The organism is Psychromonas sp. psych-6C06, from assembly GCF_002835465.1.
Lineage (GTDB): Bacteria > Pseudomonadota > Gammaproteobacteria > Enterobacterales > Psychromonadaceae > Psychromonas.
Window position 1 is genome coordinate 85,071 of the sequence record NZ_PIZM01000009.1, and the last position, 20,605, is coordinate 105,675.

Sequence of the window (20,605 nt, forward strand, 5' to 3'; positions counted from 1 at the left end):
CCTTTCTTGGTTTAAAAGAAGGGCATTTTTCATGCATTAACAGCATAGATTCCAACTTCAATCCGACCGTCATAGCGCATTACTTTTTCTAGCTTAAAACCATTTTTTTCAGCAACTCGCAGCGATGCAAGATTATCTTTTTCGATTATAGAAATTAAGCGGGTTAATCTCATTTCAGAAAAAGCGTAGTTTTTCATGGCTGTTGCCGCTTCTGTCGCAAGTCCTTTTCCCCATTCGCTCTTTATTAATCGGTAACCGAGCTCTAGTTCGTCATTACCTTGAATCGTTTGCGCAAAGAAACCACAAGAACCAATAAGTTGTCGATTTTTTTTATCGATTACCGCTAGTAAGCTTGCTTGGTTTTGCTGTGATTTTTCAATGCATTGATTCATCAAAGCGTATGTTTTTTCTTCGCTATAGGGACCGTTGAGTGAAAATCGCATCACTTCAGGGCAGCTAAAGAGCCGATGCAGTGCCGATAAATCATCTTGCTGAAAAGGGCGTAAAATAAGTCGTTGAGTAGTAATTTTAATCATAGTTTGGTGTTTATATTAGAAAAATATTCAGTAGTTTAACAAGGGGTTGATGGGGAAGCTATTGCAACCCCGCCACACTTATTTTTAGTTTAAATGTTGATCAACCTCTATTGCTAGTGCGACAGTTGCACCTACCATAGGGTTATTTCCCATGCCGATAAAGCCCATCATAGCTACATGTGCAGGTACAGAAGAGCTACCTGCAAATTGCGCATCGGCATGCATGCGACCCATTGTGTCTGTCATACCATAAGAAGCGGGGCCTGCTGCTACGTTATCTGGGTGTAACGTACGGCCTGTACCACCGCCGGATGCAACTGAAAAGTATGCTTTGCCTTCGCGGTGACACTCGGCTTTATAAATGCCGGCCACAGGATGTTGAAAACGTGTGGGATTGGTTGAGTTACCGGTAATGCTGACATCGACTTTTTCACGTTGCATAATCGCGACACCTTCTCGGACATCATCTGCGCCATAACATAATATTTCTCCACGAAGTCCTTTTGAAAAACGGCGTCTTTCGACCTCATGTAGCTCTCCCGTTTCGTAATCGAATTGCGTTCTTACGTAAGTAAAACCATTAATGCGTGAAATGAGGTAAGCTGCATCTTTACCTAAACCATTTAAAATTACTTTGAGTGGCGTTTGACGAGATTTATTGACGTTAAGTGCAATTTTGATTGCGCCTTCAGCTGCCGCGAATGATTCGTGTCCGGCAAGAAATGCAAAACATTGGCTTTTTTCATTGAGTAAACGTGCAGCGAGTGCACCGTGTCCAAGACCAACTTGACGTGCATATGCAACGCTACCCGGTTTAGTAAAAGCTTGTAACCCTTCGCCAATTATATTGGCTGCTTCTTCGGCATTATGTGCATTTCGGAATAATGCTAATGCAGTGCCTAATGTGTAAGCTTCTCCGGCGTTTTCGAAAGCAATCGTTTGTGTTTCGTTCACCAGCGCTTTTGAGTCGATGCCATTTTGTAAACAATATTGGTAAGCGGCTTCTAAGGTATCAAGGTTCATTTCATTTAATACTGATTGGATTGAGTTATTCATTGTTTTGTCCTCTTGCTTACGCTTCACGTGGGTTAACGATATGTTCTGCTTCTTCATAACGACCATAAGTGCCTGTGGCTTCTTTTAGGGCGATATCAGCGGCGATGCCTTGATTGATGCTCTTCATCATTTTGCCAAGATTGACATATTGATAACCAATGACTTCACGATGATCATCTAGCGCAAGCTGAGTGACATAACCTTCTGCAATCTCTAAGTAACGCACACCTTTAGCACTGGTGGAATAACTGGTGCCTACTTGGCTTCGTTGTGTTTGCCCAAGATCATCCATTGCAGCGCCCACTTCTAATCCCCCTTCTGAAAAAGCAGATTGTGTACGGCCGTAAGCAAATTGCAGAAATAATTCACGCATCGCGACATTAATCGCATCACAAACTAAATCAGTATTCATCGCTTCTAAAATTGTTTTACCGGTGAGGATTTCAGCCGCCATTGCTGCTGATTGTGTCATGCCAGAGCAACCAATGGTTTCGATAAGCGCTTCTTCGATGATGCCCTGTTTTACATTAAGAGTGAGTTTAGCCGCGCCTTGCTGAGGTGCACAGGTACCAACGCCATGGCTTAAACCAGAGATAGCGATGACATCTTTTGGATTGATCATGCTTCCTTCGATAGGAATAGGTGAAGAGGGATGTAAATCGCCACGTTGAATAGGGCACATTGAGTTGATTGCTGAAGAGTATTGCATGGTGTCTTCCTTCTATATTAAGGAAAACAGGTTTTCTGGCGTAATATTTCCTACAGAACGCGATGATGCTAATAATGCATCAGTGAACAGAGATACCTGTCTTCAATTCTGTAGGAGTCATCAGCCGTAGATTGGCGGTTAAATCGGTGGAACCCCATCACCGTGAATACATCATAGTCCTCAAATAGGGTGATAATCAAACACTTTATTAGAGTAATTAGCCATATTAAAGGAGTTTATTATGGCTAATTTGCATAAGCATTAAGCACTACCAGTTTAATTCTTGTCCATCCCATTGCCAAAATCGGCCTGACTGTTTGAGTGTTAAGGCGTTAATCAATGTAACTAATCCTGTCGCGCTTTCATCAACACTGATATCTGCTTCTGAGCCACCCATATCTGTTCTCACCCAGCCGGGGTGAACCGGGCAGACAGTAATATTATCGGCTTGATACTCTAAGGCCATTACTTGCATTACTTTGTTTAATGCAGCCTTTGAGCTACGGTAAGCATAGCTACCTTGACCTTTTCCTGTGAGACTTGCCATTAAGCTGGAAATACTAATAATTCTAGGGTTATCTGAAGCAATTAAATTGCCTTTCAATAGGTTTGATAAGCGCAAAGGTGCAAGCGTATTGACACTAAAAGTATTTAACCACGCGTCATAATCCATATCATCGCTACTTTGCTGTTCGCTACCCATAATACCGGCATTATTAATTAGGATATCAATAGGCTGGTTACCGAGTGTATTTTTGAATCTCTGTAGCGAAACTTCGTCTGTTACTTCAAGCGCGAATATCGATAAATTAGCGTTGCTGCTGAGTGCACGTAACTGTGTTGCTTTATCAACATCGCGACAGGTGGCGATCACTTGCATTCCCTGTGCTAAAAATTGCGTTGCTAGTGTTAGGCCAATACCTCTGTTAGCCCCAGTGATGATAACTGTTTCCATATAATCTATTCCCTTAAATTGTTTGCTGTTGTTATTCATTTTTGGCTAACGTTTTTTGCAAAATATGGCAATATTTTTTATAGCCTTGTAGATTAAAGTTATTTGACAGCTGATTCATGAAGCCATGTTGATAAACGCTTTTTTCTAGTGTTACCAAGTTGGTTTTGGCTAACCTTTTTGCCATTTCATCGATATCAAAGTGCTTCTCACAGATAGGTAATACAAGTGTCATCGCCACTTGCGGTTGAATCGTTAAATGGTGCCTTATCTGTGATGGATAAAAGCAGACAACTTGGTTTACTTGTGACTGTTTAAGTTGTTCTGCATTGAGCCACAGTGCAGCACCACCGACACTAAATGCGATAATATTAATTGGTTGCTTAATTTTCGCTAATTGCGTTTTTACCTGTTGTGCATAATCATCGAGACCGATCTGTTTAGTGAAATAGTGATAGGCTTCTTGCTCATTTGCAAATGTTATCGATTGCCCTGAATAGGGGGCAATAATAATAAACTCATCAGAGATGGCTTGCGCGAGACTTTTCAGTGCCTCGCTTTGACCAAATATATCGCTAATAAAAACAGTGAGCATAAGGGGTCCTATTTGAACGCTAGGTTAAATGCTTGCGTATATCGCCGGCAAAATAGACTTCATGTTTTTTGTAGGGGCTATTGTTCTCTGGTAGTTCAACTAACTCGAACCCTTGTTGATGCTGAAGTGTTTTAACGATTTCGCTAACAAACACACTGGTATATTGGTCGTTGACAAACTCGCTCACATCACACCATTTGGCTTCGGCAATTTCATCAATATCTTGTATATTTATCTGCTCGCTTAACGCATTTAAACGGCACAGAAAGTAGATGTTAGATTTTCCAAAGCGAAAGGATTTTTTGGAGCCGAACCCTTGTAATCCGACAAATTCACTGTGTACCCCAGTCTCTTCAAACACTTCTCGCACAATCGCTTCTGATATTTTTTCACCTAACTCAATATGCCCTCCGGGTAATTTAAAACCTGGGTTGCTTGCCAGCTTTTCACGAATCACTAATATCTGCTGTTGCTGATTAAAAATCAAAGCACCCGCACCAATACTATGTGTTGGCACAAAAGGCGCGTAGGCTTCTTTTTGAATACGTAAAATCAAGGTAATTTCATCTTCTAAGCAGTTGTGAAATACAAAACCCGCCTGCGTAGCGAGATGAATAAATGCAGCCTGTTTAATCGATAAAGTAAACCAAACTAGCTGTTTTCCTTGTGCTTTTACGTCACTTAGCATGTCGTTGAACTGCACGACAAACTCGGTTTCTGAATCGGGTAGGGCCTGTTTCTCGATTACTACGCCGTTATAATCATCCATTGAATAGGTAAGCAAAATTATTTCCTTGTAAAATAAGGGGGTCACTATTCACACCTTAACTTATATGCTCACTATATAAAACAGCGCTACCGATTATGCTTAATGCTCTTGTCTTTATCGCTATTTTTTAAAAATAGCACTTTTAATCAGATCTCGTTTTTTTATCGCTCTATTGTTGAAGTTGGTTTTTAACAAGGAGATAAAAAATGAATAGGATCAGTGCACTAGATGGAATACGAGGATTGTTGTTAATTCTCATGACCATCAATCATCTTATCTGGATGAGTGGCGGGCAAACCGCTTTACAGTTATTTACCCTACAGCCTTTCGGTCAATTTGGCGCTGCAGAGGGGTTTATTTTTATATCGGGATTGCTCGCTGGTTTGGTGTATAGCAGTGATAAATACAGTTACCCACAACTCAAAGAAAAAGCGTTTGCGCGCGCCTTCGAAATCTATCAATATCATGCAATTAGCTTAGTCGCGGTGATCGCCATTGTGCTGACATTTATGCACTTCATTCCCGAAACTGAGCCGTTATGGCGCATCAATATGCCGAATTTGCTTAACGATTCGGTCAACGCCTATTTTTTATCGCTATTGCTGATTAATCGCCCAACCTACTTTGATATCTTGCCACTCTATTTTGTGATGATGTTATGCCTTCCCTTTGTTATCGCACAGCTCCACCAAGGGCGACTATGGTTAGTGGGGCTCATTAGCATCAGTCTATGGTTGCTAAGCTCTTTTGTAGAACAACAGATGTTAACCCGGCCTTTAACTGCGTTAACGCCATCATTAACTGTGAACTTGGGCTATTTTGATATTTTTGCATGGCAACTCCTGTTCACCGTGGGTGTCATCATTGGTTATTTTCAGCGTGTTCAGCCGATAAATTGGTTTGCTAATAAGAAATTGGCTTGGTGGGCTGGGTTATTGCTTTTGGTGTTATTTAGTCTTCACCAAGGAATCATTTCGACAGCGGGTTTTCATCTTTATCAATACGCGGATAAGCCAAATTTAGGCTGGCTGCGTGTAGTGAATTTAGGGGTATTTATTTACCTGCTCGCTTTTATCATCAAAAAATTCCCTAACAGTTTTAACATTATTAGCCTGCAGTTTATCGGTAAGCATTCATTGCAAGTCTTTGCTTGGCATAGCGTGTTAGTTTATCTCGCTGGTCCCTTTCTTTTTCAACTGAGAAATAGTGAAAGCTATGTAGCAGTCATTTTATTACTGACCTGCACCTTAGTGTTCCCCGCTATTTTACACCACCGTTTGCATCACCGAGCTAAAACAACGAATCAGCCGGTGCTATTAAAGGAGAATCATCAATGAAAATATTATCAATAGTGTTGCTTTTAGGGCTTATTTTGAGCCTATCGTTAACCGCTAAACCGCCCGTGAATGAGGTGTTAGTGAATGATGGTAAATTGCATCAATTAACCGTCGAGCTTCATCAAGTAAACAGCGAATATAAAAGTGTTTATTTATATGTTTACGATGAAGCAGAGGAGCGTGTATTTAGTAAAACAATTTCGCCAGCTCAGGCCATGCAACCGATTATCTTTGAAGGGGTGGAGAGTGGGAGTTATGCGATTTATGCACATCAAAATAAAGACGATGATCCCACGCTTAACACTAGCCCAGCAGGTGTTCCACTAGAGCCCTTAGGCTTCGCGAATAACCCTGTGTTAATGGGACCACCTGCGTTTCAAGATATCAGCGTGGGTATTAGCGAAGATACTAAAGTGAGCATTAATTTAATGACCTACGGCTAATCCTTTAATCGCTGCGTATCTGCCATGCGCAGCGATTTCTCTTCCATTCTCATTTTATTCTCTTCTCCTTCTTTAATTGCATATACATTTAAAAGTTGTTTTTTTGATTATTTAATATAAACTAAGTGTATTAGTGAATTAATACAGTGTTTTTATATGATACATCGACTGCACATTAAACCCAATTCAGGTGAGCCTATCTATCTGCAACTTACCGAACAGATCTCGCGTTTAATTGCCGCGGGGGAGTTAATCGCGGGTGATGAATTACCTTCAGTTCGGGATGTTGCTAAAAGTCTTGCGGTTAATCCGATGACGGTTTCAAAGAGTTATCAGGCATTGCTTGCTAAAGAGTTAGTGGTGCGCCCAAGAGGGCAAAAAATGCGTGTTGCAGAGATCCAGCAAAGTGCCTTAGAAGATAAGCTCTGCATGTTGCTCCCTCTTACCGAGCAATTAGTCGAGCAGGCCAAAGAGTTAAAAATAGATTTAGAAAAGTTACAAGCGTTGATCCAGCAGTCTTGGAAATAAGGAAATATGATGAGCATGATTGAGTGTACCAATTTAAGTAATAATAGTTTAAAAAGTCTGGATTTCTTTCTCGAAGAGGGGCGTGTTTTAGGTTTGTTAGGTAAGAATGGAGCCGGTAAAACGACACTACTTTCTGTATTGATGGGAGTATTAGAGAAGAGCCCCTATGCAGATGTAAAAGTATTAGGGCATGAACCGGGCTGTTGGCCTGAGCCTCTTAAAAGCCAGATCGGATATGTACCGCAACGTTTTTGGGGATTTGATGCCTTGTCTATTCGAGAGTCGATTAATACCATCAAACCTTTTTATCAGCACTGGGATGATGCATTAGCGACTGAACTCATTAATGAATTTGATTTGCCTGAGCATCAGCAAATAAAAACCCTTTCTGAGGGGCAGAAGCAGCTCACTAGCATTGTATTAGCGATGTCTTTTCGGCCTAAATTACTGGTGTTAGATGAACCTGTTGCCAGTTTAGATCCATTATCACGCCGTCAATTTTTGGAAAAACTCATTGAAAACCATTGTGATCACGGAACCAGCGTTATTTTTTCAACTCATATCACATCAGATCTCGAGCGTATTGCATCGGATGTTCTGATTTTAAAAGACGGCAAAGCATTGATAACAGGTGATATTGAGAGCGTACGTGAGTCAGTGGTACGGGTTAAATTTAACTTTCCTGAGAATAAAAAACTCACCTTTGATGGATTAAGCGTGTTATCTAGCGGTCATCATAGAGAGCAATATCAGCTATTGGTAGATCAGGGCGGGCAAAATATTAAGCAACTTTTAGCCGATAAAGGAGCCACTAATATACAGATTGAACATATCAATCTTGATGATCTTTTTTTGGAGTTGCATTCATGAACCGATATTTTGCGATATTAACGCCGACTTCGCGAACATTAGCTTTTTTATGGCTCTCACTTGCGATGTTGGTGATTTATCTAGTATTACCGTTTTACCCCAATTATTCAGTTAATGGCTTATCGTTGTTATATCTTTTTATGCAACTTAGTGTCACTGGCGGGTTGTTATTTCCTTTGTTAATACGCTGGCGTTACTGCCAGGTCTTAGCGCTGATGCCTGATTATAATAAGACAGTAAAAATGAGCGTCATTGGCTTATTTTTTGTGTTTTATCTATTCCCTGCATTGATTGCCTGGGGTAATAGTATTGATATTTGGCTTGCACAACTGTTTAGCCTAATACTATGGAATATTGGTAGTTATATTGCTTTAAGGCGTTTATCGCAACATGCGCCATCAGAGAAGCAAGAAAAGACCTTTGTAGCGATATTGACGCCTTTCTATTATATCTTCCCCTTTTTATATTTAAATGCCGACATTAATTGGATAAATAGTTATATTTCAACATTATGGCAATGGGCTATGGTCATTTTATCGATGCTTATCTGGCTTGTTCCGAAGAAAAAATATCACCCAACAACAGCGAATCAATGCGTTTCATTAAACCTGCTTTTCATGGTGCCTAGGCAGGCTAAATTGGTCTTTTCTACCTTATCTTCTTATAGTTTTTCTCAGGCTGTGTTGCTACAAATATTTGTCGTGTTGCTGTTATCAGTGTTGGCTTATTATGGAGAAACGGAGATGTTATATATGTCTGGGTTGTTCTTTGTTACACAGCTACCTGAGTGGTTAAAACAGAAAGAGAAATTTACCGCATTGATGTTTGTTTTAAATGGTCAACAACGTCAATTCGAAAAAGTTGCCTATCGTGGTATGTTCCATTGTGTGTGGTATTTTTCACTACTTGCGTCGTTATTGATTGTTATTAGTGGCTATTTTATTGATGTGGATATTTCGCTCTCTGCATTGATCATGATGGTGCTACTGAGTACGGCGCTTTTGTATTGTTTGTTGCGTCTTCCGCCGGTGATGAATGTGCTGATGAGCATTTCGTTATATGCACTGAGTTTTATTATGTTAAGCAAAAGTGCTGAGTCATTGTTATGGGTGAATATGGCGTTGTTCGTTTTTGCAATCTGGAGCTATTGCTACCCAGCGACCAATTGGTTTCGGGATGAGTATGGTTATATTCAAATGCAATCGCCCAGCGATTAACGCTTTTTAACGGGTAATAAATAGCGCACTTGATAGGTTGAGCTATTAAGGCGCTTAACATGGGGGATAATTTCGTAGCCATGTACCGGGTAAAAAGGCAGTTCCGGCATCATCCAATACTTTATATGCTCTATCGCTTCTGCTATTTCACTCAGTGTGCCGACTAAGCTGGCATCAAGGTAACTCGCTTTGCTTAAGCTGAAACTTGTAGATTGATCGCTAATGCTGAGCAGGGCGCTATGAAAATCAAACTCGGGGGTAAAGGGCTTGTTTAAATCGTCCCCGAGTAATAATAGTGTACCCTGGTTATTTGCCTCTAAATTGAGTGTCGGTAGCTGTTCCTGCCAATACTCAAAAAGATATTCGAGACGTTGCACTGTTTGGTGCTGGGTATGCGGAATCGCTTGATGCTCACTGGTACCTTGAATTGTAGGCAGTTGAAATAACGTCGAGTGTAATTTTTGTAAAGCCTTAGGTGTTGTGCCTTCTTGCCATTGTGCGAGGCTGATATAGCAATGTAATTCACTATTGTTGACCAACTCCCAAAGTATCGGCATTCGATTAACGTGCAGGTTGTTGTCTGGCAGATAAGCCGAGTAGAGATAGGTTAAAAACTCGGTGGCATCTTCGCTACTCGGTAGGGCGAAGCAGACCATATCACGCGCGCTTAAATCTAATGACACTAATTCAGGGTGTGGGTTTACCTCTCCTGTACTCATCGCCATCATGGTGAATTCACCATTTTCAAAAGAACAAGCGTTTCGCCCCTCTACGGTAAAGTAGCGTCGCTCCTGCGTTGGCCAATCTGCGCTTATCTGTTCAAATCTATTCCACATATCGAGAATTGAGTGAGTAAACTGTGTTTTAGTTTCAAGTTGATAGGCTTTATAACGCTGTGGTAGACCATTTAAATGAAGCGCTTCCATGGTTACTTTTTGTGGAACCACTTTTTGTATTTCGGGGAATCGCTGCAAATATTTCAATGTTAGTGGCAGTGTGGAAAGGTAATTCGCCAAAGCTGGGTGCTTTTTTAAATTTTTAGGGGTAATACCAAACAGTTTGCGAAAAGCGCGCCCAAAAGCTTCCTGTGATTCAAAGTCATAATCCATTGCCACATCAATAATACGCTTGTCAGTTGTAGCTATCTCAATGGCTGCCCGACTTAGGCGACGATTACGGATGTAGTGACCAATAGACAAGCCCGTTGCCATTTTAAACTGACGTTGCATATGTGCTTTGGAAATATTGATATACGTAGACAGTTGATCCATTGAACAGATGCTTGGTAGTGTCTCCTCAATAAAGTCAGCGAGTTTTTTTACCCATTCAATCCGTTGCATAAATATCTATAAAATTTATAAAAAATAGAGTTTAGCAAATATTTTAAGTTTGAAATGTGTTGAGTATTTAATTTGTAAGTGAAAGCAGTAGCGTTAAACTACTGCTTTAGTTGGAATTATTTTTGTTGTTGCTGAAGCATTGCTTTTATCTCTGCAAGCTCTTGCTTTAAGTCTTGCATGGTTGGCTCTTCAGAGACCTGATTTTTTAGGTCGGCTTCAATTTGTCGCTCTTGCTCTAACACGTTAACGACAATACCAATCACCATGTTTAAGAATGCGAAGGCGGTGAAGAAAATAAAAGTTAGATAATAGGTCCATGACAATGGGTACACGGTCATGCTTTCGTACATCACATCGGTCCAATCCTCAAAGGTCATCACCCTAAATAGGGTTAATAAACTAATTGAGATATCACCCCATAGTTCCGGATTGATAGAAGCAAAAAAGGTGGTGCCCACGGCTGCGTAAATATAAAAGATGATAAACATCAGTAACATAACGTAACCAAGCTGAGGCAGGGCTTTGACTAATGAGTTGATTAATATGCGCAGCTCAGGAATGATACTCACCATGCGTAATACACGGAATATACGTACTAAACGGCCTAGAATTGCCATTTCGCCATCTTCTATAGGGATAAGGCTGACGACGACGATGAAGGTATCGAAGATATTCCAGAAATTATGAAAGAAGCGCTTTTTATTTGGTTCGCCAATAAAACGGATAACAATTTCGATCAGAAAAATGATAGTTATCATCACGTCCAATATGGACAAGACTTGCATCGTCGTTGGCGATATTTCGTAGCTGTTTGCACCGATCATCAGTGCAGAAAAAATAATTATCGAGATAACAAAAAACTCGAAAATTTTATTGTTTCTTATCTCATAAAAACGACGTTGTAACTTATTGTGGCCTGTGCTGACCAGTTTTTTATCGATGGATTTATTGAACTCTGTCATGGTTTCCCTACGCGTAACAATTGTTAATATGCGTAGGATAAAATGATTTTGGTGGGCTGTCTAGACATTATATGTCTGTGGTGTTTAAGGGGTATATACTTGGCCGTTTAGGTAGTAAGCGACACCATTGCTGTTATATAGCAATTCAAGGGTGTTATTCTCTTTACCTTCGATCATCACGCTACCAACTAAACTGTTTGTATTTTCATCCCAAATAAGTGTTGGGTTTGTGTAAACAATAAATTCGCCTGCAATTTGATCCTGTGTAGACACAAAGTCAAAACGATAATCGACTTCATATCTGTCTTTGCTGCCAGAAATATCAATATTCATCTCCATCATAGTTGCAAATTCATTGATACGCTCTTCAAGCTTGCCTTTTGTGGTGATTGAAAGAGAGCTTAAATCCTCTTCAAAATCACTTACCGTAGTATAGGTGCCGTTAATTGAATGGCCGATAATATAACTGCAGTTATCGTAGCTAAAAGTGCTAATTGATGAATTACTATCTGATTGTGTATCAATGTTGATATTACCGGAGATAATACATTCGCTAGTGGTATTTGATGCTGTGCGTGGCTGTTCATTATATGAAAGTGTTGCTGGCAGTTGAGTATAAGCGTCGAGATCTTTTAACAGAGTAATAATTTTTTTAGCATTGTCACTATCGATAACAATGCCGTTATCAACAAGTTTTGTTTTTGTTTCTACATCAGCTAAATCTTCAGAGTTACAGCCAAATAGTGCAGTTGTGCATAATGCGGTGACTAAAAACTTGTTCATATTATCCTGCCTATATTTATACTTGATTTACTTTATACAAGTAACTTCTCTTGCTTTCAAGGTGAAAGCGCGCGACTTGTTACTTAGCACATATTTTAAGTAACTAATGGGGCTAGCATTTTCTCTAAACCATTTAATTTAACTTCGTACATCAGTGCAAGTTGTTTGCCCAGTTTACCTTCAGGAAAGCCATTACTGTGAAACCAAACTAAATAAGGCTCAGGAAGATGTATTAATTTTCGTCCTGCGTATTTGCCAAAAGGCATCACCTGATTAATTGCTTCGCTCAATGCCTTTGGATCATCTAACAATGGTTATATCGCTTCAGTTATAATATAAAGAATAATATTAGCAAAAGAATGAGTAACTATGACAATAAATATTAAAAGATGCACCGTTTCGCAATTAAACCTGTTACGTGAAGTATCTATTGAAACTTATCGTGATACTTTTGCAGAGAGTAATAGCGAGCAATTTATGCAACAGTATTTAAGTGATGCCTTAAATGAAAAAAAGTTATCTGCTGAATTAAATAACATAAACAGTGAGTTTTATTTTATTCACTTCGAAGATCAAGTCGCTGGTTTTCTAAAAGTGAATGTCGGTGAAGGGCAAACGGATGACGTTGAACCAAATAGTTTAGAGGTGGAGCGCTTCTATATTAGGCAGGCATTTTTGCGTAAAGGATTAGGTAAGGTATTAATGCAGTTTGCCTGTGAGTTGACTAAACAGCATGATAAAAACTCGCTTTGGTTAGGTGTATGGGAAGGGAACTACTCAGCACTAGCCTTTTATAAGGCGCAGGGTTTTTATCAAATAGGAGAGCATCCCTTTGATATGGGAGGAGACATACAAACTGATCTGCTATTTAAAAAGGACTTATTGGATTAATTCTACAATGTAGCTTTATTTTTGATGAAACTATTCTACGCTGTAGATTATGTGTTCAGGCTAAGGAAAAAGCGCTATGCAGGTACAGAAAAAGCGAGGCAGGCCAAATAGTCGTGATCGTCAACTTAATGAAGAACTGATTATTTACGTGGCTAAAACTCTAATGCGTGAACAGGGAAAAGTACCCAGTATACGAGCCTTAGCGCGTGCCCTAGATGTTGATGCTATGGCAATTTATCACTATTTTGATAATAAAAATAGTTTATTAAAGGCGATCATTTCATCATTAATGGGCAGTATCTATTTCCCCAAACGTGACCAAGATTGGCAAACTTCATTGCAATTAATTTGTGAAAGTTATTTGGCTCTATTAAATAATTATTCGGGGCTATTGGAAACTTTAATTAATATGCCTTCTGATGGACCAATTTCGGTTTTTTATGAACGTTTCAATAAAGTTATCTCTCCTCTTAATTTTCCAACGCAAAAACAGCAACAAGCTTTCTTGCTGTTATTAAATTTCCTTCATGGCCAGGCTTTATTATCTAAAGATTCTGAAAGCTATAATGAAGATGACTTAAAGGGCGCATTGGCATTTTATTTCGGTGCACTTGAAGTTATCTAGAATTCGTTGGTCTTTCGTGTGCAAAAAAGCATGCTTTGCTCTTGCTCAAAATGCGCTGTGTAAAGAAAATTTAAACGGCAAAGATCAACAGCCCTTAGGGTTATTTAAAATTAAATGAAATATTTTTAGTGTTACCGAGGTCTAATGTTAAACAATTGTTAACATTATTTTCTATTAAAGAGTGGTAAATGCTATGAACATGATAAAGTTAAATATTAAACGTCTATATACCCTAGTGGTTGTATTGGCCTTTTTTAGTGCATCTGCACAGGCAACAGAACACATTTATACTGGATATTTCAATAATAAAGCCGTCTCGGGCTATGATGTCACCGCTTATTTTGATCAGCAGGAAGCGGTCGAGGGATCTTCAAAATATAAGTTAGCTTACAAGGGCGCTGATTGGTATTTTGCATCGCAAAGCAACCTCGATAAATTTACCGCTAATCCTGAAAAGTATGCTCCTCAATATGGTGGGTACTGTGCTTGGGCGATGTCTAATAATAAAACTGCACCGGGTAACGCGCCTTTCTGGACTATTTATAATGACAAGCTATACCTAAATTACGATCAAAAAGTACTAGATACTTGGCGTGCAGATAAAGAACAGTTTATTAAGAAAGCCGATGCCAATTGGGCAAATATGGAAAAGGAATAATTATGAAGCTAAGTAAAACATCGATAGTTAGTTGGGTAGTTGTTTTATGGATATGCAAAGTGTTCCTATTTTCATTGCCTTATAAATTTACTTTACACCCTGATACGCAGCATATTTTTGGCACCATTGGTCAATGGATGAAAGACTATATTGGTGATAGCGGTGGTGCATTATTCATGAACTATGGCTCCTACGCTGTGGGTGGTGTGGAGTTACTGACATCATTAATTTTACTTTCACCAGCACTGTTTTTAGCCATGAAGAAATTAGGGTTACTAGCTAACTCGCCAAGTAGTCATGCACTTCATGCATTAGGCTTTGCACTCGCTGCAGTAGTGATGTCTGGAGCGGTCTTTTTTCATCTATTTACCCCATTAGGTGTTGAAGTAATTCATGAGGGACAGGGGGATGGTGGTTCACTGTTTTATGCTGCTACCTCTATTCTTATTTTAGGCACTCTGATGGCCGTGGTGAATTATATGACCTTTAAAAGGGAAGCTTAGATGCTGACTCGGTTATCATTAATTTTTACTTATATTTTTTATTGTATTCGCTTGGGCGTTGCGCCTTGGCGTTACTTCCAGCTTAATGCGCCCTATTTTAATGAACAACGAAACTTGTTTTCTAAACTCGATATGGATACACGCATTCCGAAACAGTGGTTGCTAGAGCAGTTTATGGATCTCGAATCGCGCGATCCAAATGCCTATCCTGTATTTGTAAAACCAGAATGGGGGCAGAACTCTCAGGGTGTGGTGAAAGTTGATAATTTGTTACAGCTCAATACATTGCGCAAGCAACGCACGGCAAGGCATCCCTTTTATCTTATTCAGCAAGCAGCGCCGGAAAAAAGAGAGTTTGAAGTGTTCATGATTCCTAATCAGGATGACTTGCAACAATATGCCATTTTATCTATTACAGAAACTTGTAATCGAAGTGATGAGTTATTTCCAGTAAATGGAATTTATAACAAAGATAGTTATTACCAAGACTGCGCTCCACGATTAACGAAGCCACAATTAGATAAAATTTGGGGGCATTTAAAGCAACTAGGAGACTATCGTATTGCACGATACGGTTTACGCGCTGATAGCTTAGAAGATTTGATTGCCGGAAAGTTTCATATTGTTGAAGTTAACTTATATGTACCGATGCCCTTATTGTTATTAGTGAAAGAGCTCTCTGTTGTTAAAAAACTAAACTTTATTCGAAGCGCTATGAAGCAATTGGTTTTAGTAACAAAAAGTATTCCGGATACACAACCCAGTAAATCTGTCTTCTTCAAAAAGTTACAGGTTTCAAAGCGCTTGAAATCAATTAATAAAACCACCTAGGTAATCTTTTTTTACCGCCCAAAAGTGACCCACATGAAACTAAAAAAAATAATATACGCATGGATTAGCAAAACCTTTATGGATGGTTGTAGTAACTACAATAGCTTGCAGGTGCGTAAAAGCTGTCGCAGCAAAAAGCAAGCGCGTGATAAATTCAAGCAGGGTGGTATCGCTCATGCACAAGGGATGATTTTTTTCAATCCATTTAAGGCGGTTAAATTTGCCAAAAAGTACGGTTTTCCTCTGGTCATCAAGCCTAATGTGAGTGGATTTTCTCGTGGTAGCCACTTTCCAATTAATAACTACCAACAGCTGTGGAAAGCGATGTTCTTTGCGAAGTGCTGGTGGCCATTTACAGTGGTAGAGCAATATTTACAGGGGCATAACTACCGTGTAGTTGTCGCAAATGGGCAGATCATGTCGGTGCTTGAACGTTATGCGCCTTTTGTAATCGGTGATGGTCAGTCCACGATTGAACAGCTTATTGATGTTGAAAACAACACTCGTGAAAAAATGGGTTTATATCCCTGTATGTCGCCATTACAAAAAGGCAAACAAACAACCTACTTTTTAAAAAAATCAGGTTATACACTAACCAGTATTCCTGCTGTCGATGAAAATGTAACACTGTTTTATCGTATTTCATTAGCACCGGGTGGGGTGGTTGAAGTGATTGAGAAAACGACGTTACCCGAAGCGAATCAAAAGTTGTTTAAACAAGTATTGGCTTTGTTTGATGCTAATATTTTGGGTATCGATGTTATTATGGAGAACGGTATTAACCAAGATCATCGCGACCAAAAAGTGATATTTTTAGAGGTTAATTCACGTCCCTATTTGAAAATGCATAACTACCCTCGTTATGGAAAAGCTGAAGATTTATCCGCTCATTTTGATGCTTTAGATAAGTTAGAAATTAGTCAGTCGGATATCTATTAACGAGATTCATTTATACTATGTCGCTATTAATGCCTGTAAAAATGCCTGTTATTAACAAAACATTTTACTTTTTCTCTGCTATTCATTCGTTTTTACTTGGCCTTTTGCCGATTTTTATTCCAGTTATTTTATGGGATAAAGGGCTTAATATTAATGACATTGCCTGGTTTGTTGCATTAAGTGCTGTGGGATTTCTAATCGCACTCACTATTTGGGACCGACTGCGTGCACGACGGGCTTGGTCAGCCATTATCGGACTGTCATTCTTATTACAAATGATGTTGGTGGGCTTGCTCATTTGGGATACACAATGGTTAATTCTTTCGTTTGGCGCTTTAATTAATGGGGCTGCGGGATGCTTTTATTGGTCAACACAGCGACTTTTTTTTCAAGCGATCACGACAAGTAAAAATAGCGGTAACACGTTTGGTAACTTTCAAATATTGGTCGTTATATCGCTTAAGTTAGGTATCTTAATTGGTAGCTTCTTATTAGATAGTGATTATATTAGTGGCTTAATTCTCCTCTCATTTAGTGGCTCTATATTTGGCTTTTATCTACTGCAGAAGCTTCTAAATCAAGTTGATAATCTAGGCTCTATTGTTCAACCTCGAGCATTTTCTTTTGCACAAATAGTGACCTTTAAAGACACACACCATTCAAAAAGCATTTTTGTCGTAGATGGTTTATTTTTGTTTATTGAAAGTTATTTTTGGGTGTTAACGCTATATATGTTGACGCAGCAGAGCTTAACTACTTTAGGCTTATTAATTGTGCTGTTAAGTATTATGCTGGCAATTATCTTTTTTGCACTTAAGAAGACTATAGACAGTATCAATGCCCAGCGTATTTTCATTATTTCAATTTTTGGCTATGCCTTGTCTTGGTGGTTGCGCGCTCAACTAGACTTACAAAGTGAAGCGATCATGCTTTACAGCAGCATGTTACTGATCGCTTTTTTAAGTAGTTTTTTCCGCCTTGCTTTTAACAAACGCTTTTATGATATCGCTAGTGCTGATCAACCTATCTACTACATCTTATGTAAAAGTTATTATTCACAAGCGATAATCGCTGTATTTTTTGGCATGATTGGTTTGTGGGGCTTTTCAAGTGATGCGCCTTTAGAACAGCTTCAGTCTGTTTATTATTGTGTTATCCCCTTGGTGCTTACCTATTTGTTGTATGGCAAGAGTAGACGCTCGAAATCATCTTAACGTTAGATCATTGTGCATTAATGAAAATCAGTCCCTATTCTGAGTAACTGTCCTATTCTGTATAAGCAAGTCATTGTTATATTTATAAGGAATAGCTATGCCCATCAAATATCGACTGATATTAAGTCACTCAACTATCCTCGTCTTTATGTTAATCATACTGTTATTAACCGGGCTACGTTTTAACAGCATGGCGACACAAGTGCGCCATATTGTAGAAGGGGATGTATTACGCGCCGAATTAGCGGGAGAAATTAATATTCAAGCTGAGAGTGTTGCTGGTCGTCTGTTATTACTCTTTATACTACAAGATCAGCAACAGCGTACTGCGATTTATAAAGAGATAGATGCAAAAAATAAACAGATCGATGATGCCTTAGAAAATATAGATAGGTTGTTAATATCTTCGCAGGATAAAGCGTCGCTACAAACATTAATAATGCATAGAAAAGCTTACCATGATCAATTTTTTGCTACTGTTGATGAAATAGAGTTTGGCGATCCAGAGCAGGCTCGACAGTTAATGGCTGGCAAAACACGCGATGCCTTAGATGCGTTACTTGCTGAGGTGGCTATTTTTAAACAACGTCAGCAACAATCGATGCGCGATCGCCAAGCAGAAATATTAGCTATGACTGAAAGCGCTTTGTTCATTATGTTGATATTGGGCGGGCTTGCGTTACTTATTGGTTTGATAATGACCTATAAAATTATTAGTAGTATTACACTGCCACTGAATCAATCTGTTAGCACTGTTAATGCCATTGCTAATGGCGATCTTTCATTAGATATCCCCAAGGGAAGTAATAATGAACTAGGCCGTTTATTATCCGGTATGTTGCATATGCGCGACCAATTAAAAGCGATGATCAGTGAAATTGATGATGATGCTAAATCAGTACACAGTGGCGCAACAGGTATTCTTGCTCAAGCCGATGAGATGAAGCTTAACTTGGCAGAGCAGTTAAATAAGTCTGATGCTATCAATAGCAGCATAGCTTCTTTATCTCAGGGAATTCGTCAAACCTCGGAAGATGTAAAACAGATTGAATCACAAGCGGTAAAAACACAGTCTTTATCTGAGCAGGGAGTTGAGGCAATTACACAGGCGACGCAATCAATCAAAGAGATTGCTGTATCTGTGAACGACTCAGCGACTTCGGTTGCTCGTTTAAGTGAAAGCTCAGTGCAAGTGACCGCTGCCATCAACCATATTCGAGAAATTGCAGATCAAACTAATTTATTGGCGTTAAACGCTTCAATAGAAGCCGCGCGTGCGGGTGAAAGTGGTAGAGGGTTTGCTGTCGTCGCTGATGAAGTTAGAACGCTAGCTGGCCGTACAGCGGAAGTGACCATGAATATCGATGAAGTGATCGGCACAATGAAAAAGCAAACCAATCAAGTTGAAGTAGAAATTAGTGAAAGTGAAAAAAGTATAGAGCGAGGGGTTTTATTAATTGAAGAACTTATTGCACCATTACAAAGCATGCAACAGGAGGCGATGGAATCACGACAGAGTTTGCAGTCGTTAGCAACACTGACGATTCAACAAGCTCAAGAAAGTGATATGGTGGCAAATAATGCAACTGAAATAATGGGCATTGCCGAAGTGAATCAACGTGCTAGTGACAGTTTAAAAATAAAGAGTGATGAGTTACTCGTAACTGCGCAACGGGTTGACGATGCTTTGGCTATATTTCAGCTTGAGGCGAAATAATGTGTTACCACTGGTACTAATTAGGCTTAGTGCCAGTGGTTAGATATTTAATCCATCAAGTACTCTAAACCGTAAACTAACTCGTTACGCTTAACGACCTCTTTACAGGCAAGACAGATACCTGGCATGAATGATTCACGATGCTGAGAGTTATGCTCAATTTTAAGCGTTTCACTTAATCCACCAAAGAACACGGTTTGCTGTGCAACAACACCCGGTAAACGAATTGAGTGTAATTTAACACCATTAAGTTCAGCGCCACGTGCGCCTTCAATTAACTCTTTATCGCTACATTCAACTGGCGTTTTAGTACGTGCTGCAGAGATAAGCTCTGCAGTACGGATACCTGTACCAGAAGGGCTTTCCTCTTTTTGTGGGCTATGTGCTTCAATGACCTCTGCATCTGGCAGGTATTTCGCTGCTTCTGCAGAGAATTTCATCATCAATACCGCACCGATAGAAAAGTTAGGCGCAATCAGTCCACCTAACTGCTTCTCGCTTGCGAGTGCTTGTAACTCTTTTACTTGTTCAACTTGAAAGCCACTTGTGCCAATCACCGGACAAGCACCTGCATTTAAGATAAGTTGTGTGTTTGAAAAGCCCGCAGAAGCGGCTGTTAAATCAACAACCACTTGCGCGCCAGTGCTTTTAATTAAAGCGCTTAAGTCATCACCAAAATCACACTCTGCCACTAACTCTAGTGCGCTATCATTATTAATTGCGTTAACTGCTTCGCTACCCATACGCCCTTTAGCGCCATTTACAATTACCTTAACCATGTTAATTCCTGTTATCTAGTGAAGAAAAAATAGAGTGCAAAAATACCCCAGCTTGCTACCAATAAAACCCACGGGAGTTTGGCTGGCTTCGCTTCTTGCGATACATTAATCGTTGTGGGTTGTGACGTGTCTGCTGTCTGTTTTTGTTTTTGCAGTTTCTTTTGAGCTTTATCAGCTTGGCGTTGCTTGGCTTTTACTGATTTTTTATACTCAGCAATGCCTTTTTGTATCCCTTGCGCGATTAAGCGTGTTTGCTCTTTGCTTTGACCCGATTTTTGAGTCTTTTTAGCAATAGCTAACGCTTCTTCAACGGTTTCATTAGAGATATTAGTCGCGTTATGTTTTGCCATC

The 20,605-nt window shown here is 39.5% G+C and carries 25 protein-coding genes and 1 riboswitch; of the genes, 13 read left to right on the forward strand and 12 right to left on the reverse strand.

Going from position 1 to position 20,605, the window contains the following annotated elements:
• Positions 1-29: 29 nt before the first annotated feature.
• From CW745_RS13010 to CW745_RS13035, 6 genes are all read right to left on the reverse strand, one after another.
• Positions 30-536 (reverse strand): GNAT family N-acetyltransferase, encoded by a 507-nt coding sequence (locus CW745_RS13010; protein ID WP_101109126.1) that lies wholly within the window; start codon positions 534-536, stop codon positions 30-32.
• A gap of 84 nt (positions 537-620) precedes the next feature.
• Positions 621-1,592: a GGGtGRT protein gene (locus tag CW745_RS13015; protein ID WP_101109127.1), complete on the reverse strand. Its 972-nt coding sequence runs from the start codon at positions 1,590-1,592 to the stop codon at positions 621-623.
• 16 nt (positions 1,593-1,608) lie between these two features.
• Positions 1,609-2,301 (reverse strand): iron-sulfur cluster assembly scaffold protein, encoded by a 693-nt coding sequence (locus CW745_RS13020; protein WP_101109128.1) that lies wholly within the window; start codon positions 2,299-2,301, stop codon positions 1,609-1,611.
• Positions 2,302-2,405: 104 nt separating this feature from the next.
• Positions 2,406-2,472: riboswitch (Fluoride riboswitch) on the reverse strand.
• 97 nt (positions 2,473-2,569) lie between these two features.
• On the reverse strand, positions 2,570-3,256 hold the full coding sequence (locus CW745_RS13025) for an SDR family oxidoreductase (protein ID WP_101109129.1): 687 nt from the start codon (positions 3,254-3,256) through the stop codon (positions 2,570-2,572).
• Positions 3,257-3,287: 31 nt separating this feature from the next.
• Positions 3,288-3,848 (reverse strand): dienelactone hydrolase family protein, encoded by a 561-nt coding sequence (locus tag CW745_RS13030; protein WP_101109130.1) that lies wholly within the window; start codon positions 3,846-3,848, stop codon positions 3,288-3,290.
• Between the two features lie 19 nt (positions 3,849-3,867).
• A complete protein-coding gene (locus CW745_RS13035; protein ID WP_153069765.1) occupies positions 3,868-4,632 on the reverse strand; it encodes an NUDIX domain-containing protein in 765 nt (254 codons plus the stop codon).
• Positions 4,633-4,823: 191 nt separating this feature from the next.
• Here CW745_RS13035 and opgC point away from each other — a divergent pair, with 191 nt between their 5' ends.
• From opgC to CW745_RS13060, 5 genes are all read left to right on the forward strand, one after another.
• Positions 4,824-5,954, forward strand: coding sequence for an OpgC domain-containing protein (gene opgC, locus CW745_RS13040; protein WP_101109132.1), 1,131 nt, complete (start codon positions 4,824-4,826; stop codon positions 5,952-5,954).
• Positions 5,951-6,397: a DUF2141 domain-containing protein gene (locus CW745_RS13045; RefSeq protein WP_101109133.1), complete on the forward strand. Its 447-nt coding sequence runs from the start codon at positions 5,951-5,953 to the stop codon at positions 6,395-6,397. The genes opgC and CW745_RS13045 overlap by 4 nt, the downstream gene beginning before the upstream one ends.
• A gap of 156 nt (positions 6,398-6,553) precedes the next feature.
• Positions 6,554-6,925 (forward strand): GntR family transcriptional regulator, encoded by a 372-nt coding sequence (locus CW745_RS13050; protein WP_101109134.1) that lies wholly within the window; start codon positions 6,554-6,556, stop codon positions 6,923-6,925.
• Between the two features lie 6 nt (positions 6,926-6,931).
• A complete protein-coding gene (locus tag CW745_RS13055) occupies positions 6,932-7,795 on the forward strand; it encodes an ABC transporter ATP-binding protein (RefSeq protein WP_101109135.1) in 864 nt (287 codons plus the stop codon).
• On the forward strand, positions 7,792-9,012 hold the full coding sequence (locus CW745_RS13060) for a hypothetical protein (RefSeq protein WP_101109136.1): 1,221 nt from the start codon (positions 7,792-7,794) through the stop codon (positions 9,010-9,012). The genes CW745_RS13055 and CW745_RS13060 overlap by 4 nt, the downstream gene beginning before the upstream one ends.
• On the opposite strand, the gene CW745_RS13065 is transcribed toward CW745_RS13060, so the two are convergent.
• The 4 genes from CW745_RS13065 to CW745_RS13080 all read right to left on the reverse strand — a co-directional run bounded on the left by CW745_RS13065 (position 9,009) and on the right by CW745_RS13080 (position 12,408).
• On the reverse strand, positions 9,009-10,352 hold the full coding sequence (locus CW745_RS13065) for a helix-turn-helix domain-containing protein (protein WP_101109137.1): 1,344 nt from the start codon (positions 10,350-10,352) through the stop codon (positions 9,009-9,011). The two genes, CW745_RS13060 and CW745_RS13065, sit on opposite strands and share 4 nt — an antisense overlap.
• Positions 10,353-10,468: 116 nt before the next feature.
• Positions 10,469-11,314: an ion transporter gene (locus CW745_RS13070; RefSeq protein ID WP_101109138.1), complete on the reverse strand. Its 846-nt coding sequence runs from the start codon at positions 11,312-11,314 to the stop codon at positions 10,469-10,471.
• 84 nt (positions 11,315-11,398) lie between these two features.
• Positions 11,399-12,097, reverse strand: a complete 699-nt coding sequence (locus CW745_RS13075; RefSeq protein WP_101109139.1) for a hypothetical protein — start codon at positions 12,095-12,097, stop codon at positions 11,399-11,401.
• Between the two features lie 95 nt (positions 12,098-12,192).
• Positions 12,193-12,408, reverse strand: a complete 216-nt coding sequence (locus CW745_RS13080) for a DUF3820 family protein (RefSeq protein ID WP_101109140.1) — start codon at positions 12,406-12,408, stop codon at positions 12,193-12,195.
• Between the two features lie 58 nt (positions 12,409-12,466).
• Here CW745_RS13080 and CW745_RS13085 point away from each other — a divergent pair, with 58 nt between their 5' ends.
• The 8 genes from CW745_RS13085 to CW745_RS13120 all read left to right on the forward strand — a co-directional run bounded on the left by CW745_RS13085 (position 12,467) and on the right by CW745_RS13120 (position 19,475).
• Positions 12,467-12,988: a GNAT family N-acetyltransferase gene (locus CW745_RS13085; protein WP_101109141.1), complete on the forward strand. Its 522-nt coding sequence runs from the start codon at positions 12,467-12,469 to the stop codon at positions 12,986-12,988.
• Positions 12,989-13,064: 76 nt separating this feature from the next.
• Entirely contained in the window at positions 13,065-13,613 is a 549-nt protein-coding gene (locus tag CW745_RS13090) for a TetR/AcrR family transcriptional regulator (protein WP_101109142.1), read from the forward strand.
• A gap of 193 nt (positions 13,614-13,806) precedes the next feature.
• Positions 13,807-14,271, forward strand: a complete 465-nt coding sequence (locus tag CW745_RS13095) for a YHS domain-containing (seleno)protein (protein ID WP_202973198.1) — start codon at positions 13,807-13,809, stop codon at positions 14,269-14,271.
• A 2-nt stretch (positions 14,272-14,273) separates the two neighbouring features.
• Positions 14,274-14,774, forward strand: coding sequence for a hypothetical protein (locus CW745_RS13100; RefSeq protein WP_101109143.1), 501 nt, complete (start codon positions 14,274-14,276; stop codon positions 14,772-14,774).
• Positions 14,775-15,605 carry a hypothetical protein gene (locus tag CW745_RS13105; RefSeq protein ID WP_101109144.1) on the forward strand — a complete coding sequence of 277 codons (831 nt, stop codon included), beginning with the start codon at positions 14,775-14,777 and terminating at the stop codon, positions 15,603-15,605.
• 33 nt (positions 15,606-15,638) lie between these two features.
• Positions 15,639-16,544: a cyanophycin synthetase gene (locus CW745_RS13110; RefSeq protein ID WP_101109145.1), complete on the forward strand. Its 906-nt coding sequence runs from the start codon at positions 15,639-15,641 to the stop codon at positions 16,542-16,544.
• A gap of 17 nt (positions 16,545-16,561) precedes the next feature.
• A complete protein-coding gene (locus tag CW745_RS13115) occupies positions 16,562-17,758 on the forward strand; it encodes a hypothetical protein (RefSeq protein ID WP_101109146.1) in 1,197 nt (398 codons plus the stop codon).
• A gap of 97 nt (positions 17,759-17,855) precedes the next feature.
• The gene (locus tag CW745_RS13120; protein ID WP_101109147.1) at positions 17,856-19,475 is read left to right on the forward strand and encodes a methyl-accepting chemotaxis protein; all 1,620 of its coding nucleotides are present in this window, start codon (positions 17,856-17,858) and stop codon (positions 19,473-19,475) included.
• A gap of 47 nt (positions 19,476-19,522) precedes the next feature.
• Here CW745_RS13120 and dapB read toward each other — a convergent pair whose 3' ends face one another.
• Both dapB and CW745_RS13130 read right to left on the reverse strand, forming a co-directional pair.
• Positions 19,523-20,254: a 4-hydroxy-tetrahydrodipicolinate reductase gene (gene dapB / locus CW745_RS13125; RefSeq protein ID WP_101109148.1), complete on the reverse strand. Its 732-nt coding sequence runs from the start codon at positions 20,252-20,254 to the stop codon at positions 19,523-19,525.
• Between the two features lie 11 nt (positions 20,255-20,265).
• Positions 20,266-20,604: a DUF2956 domain-containing protein gene (locus CW745_RS13130; protein ID WP_101109149.1), complete on the reverse strand. Its 339-nt coding sequence runs from the start codon at positions 20,602-20,604 to the stop codon at positions 20,266-20,268.
• Between the last annotated feature and the right edge of the window lies 1 nt (position 20,605).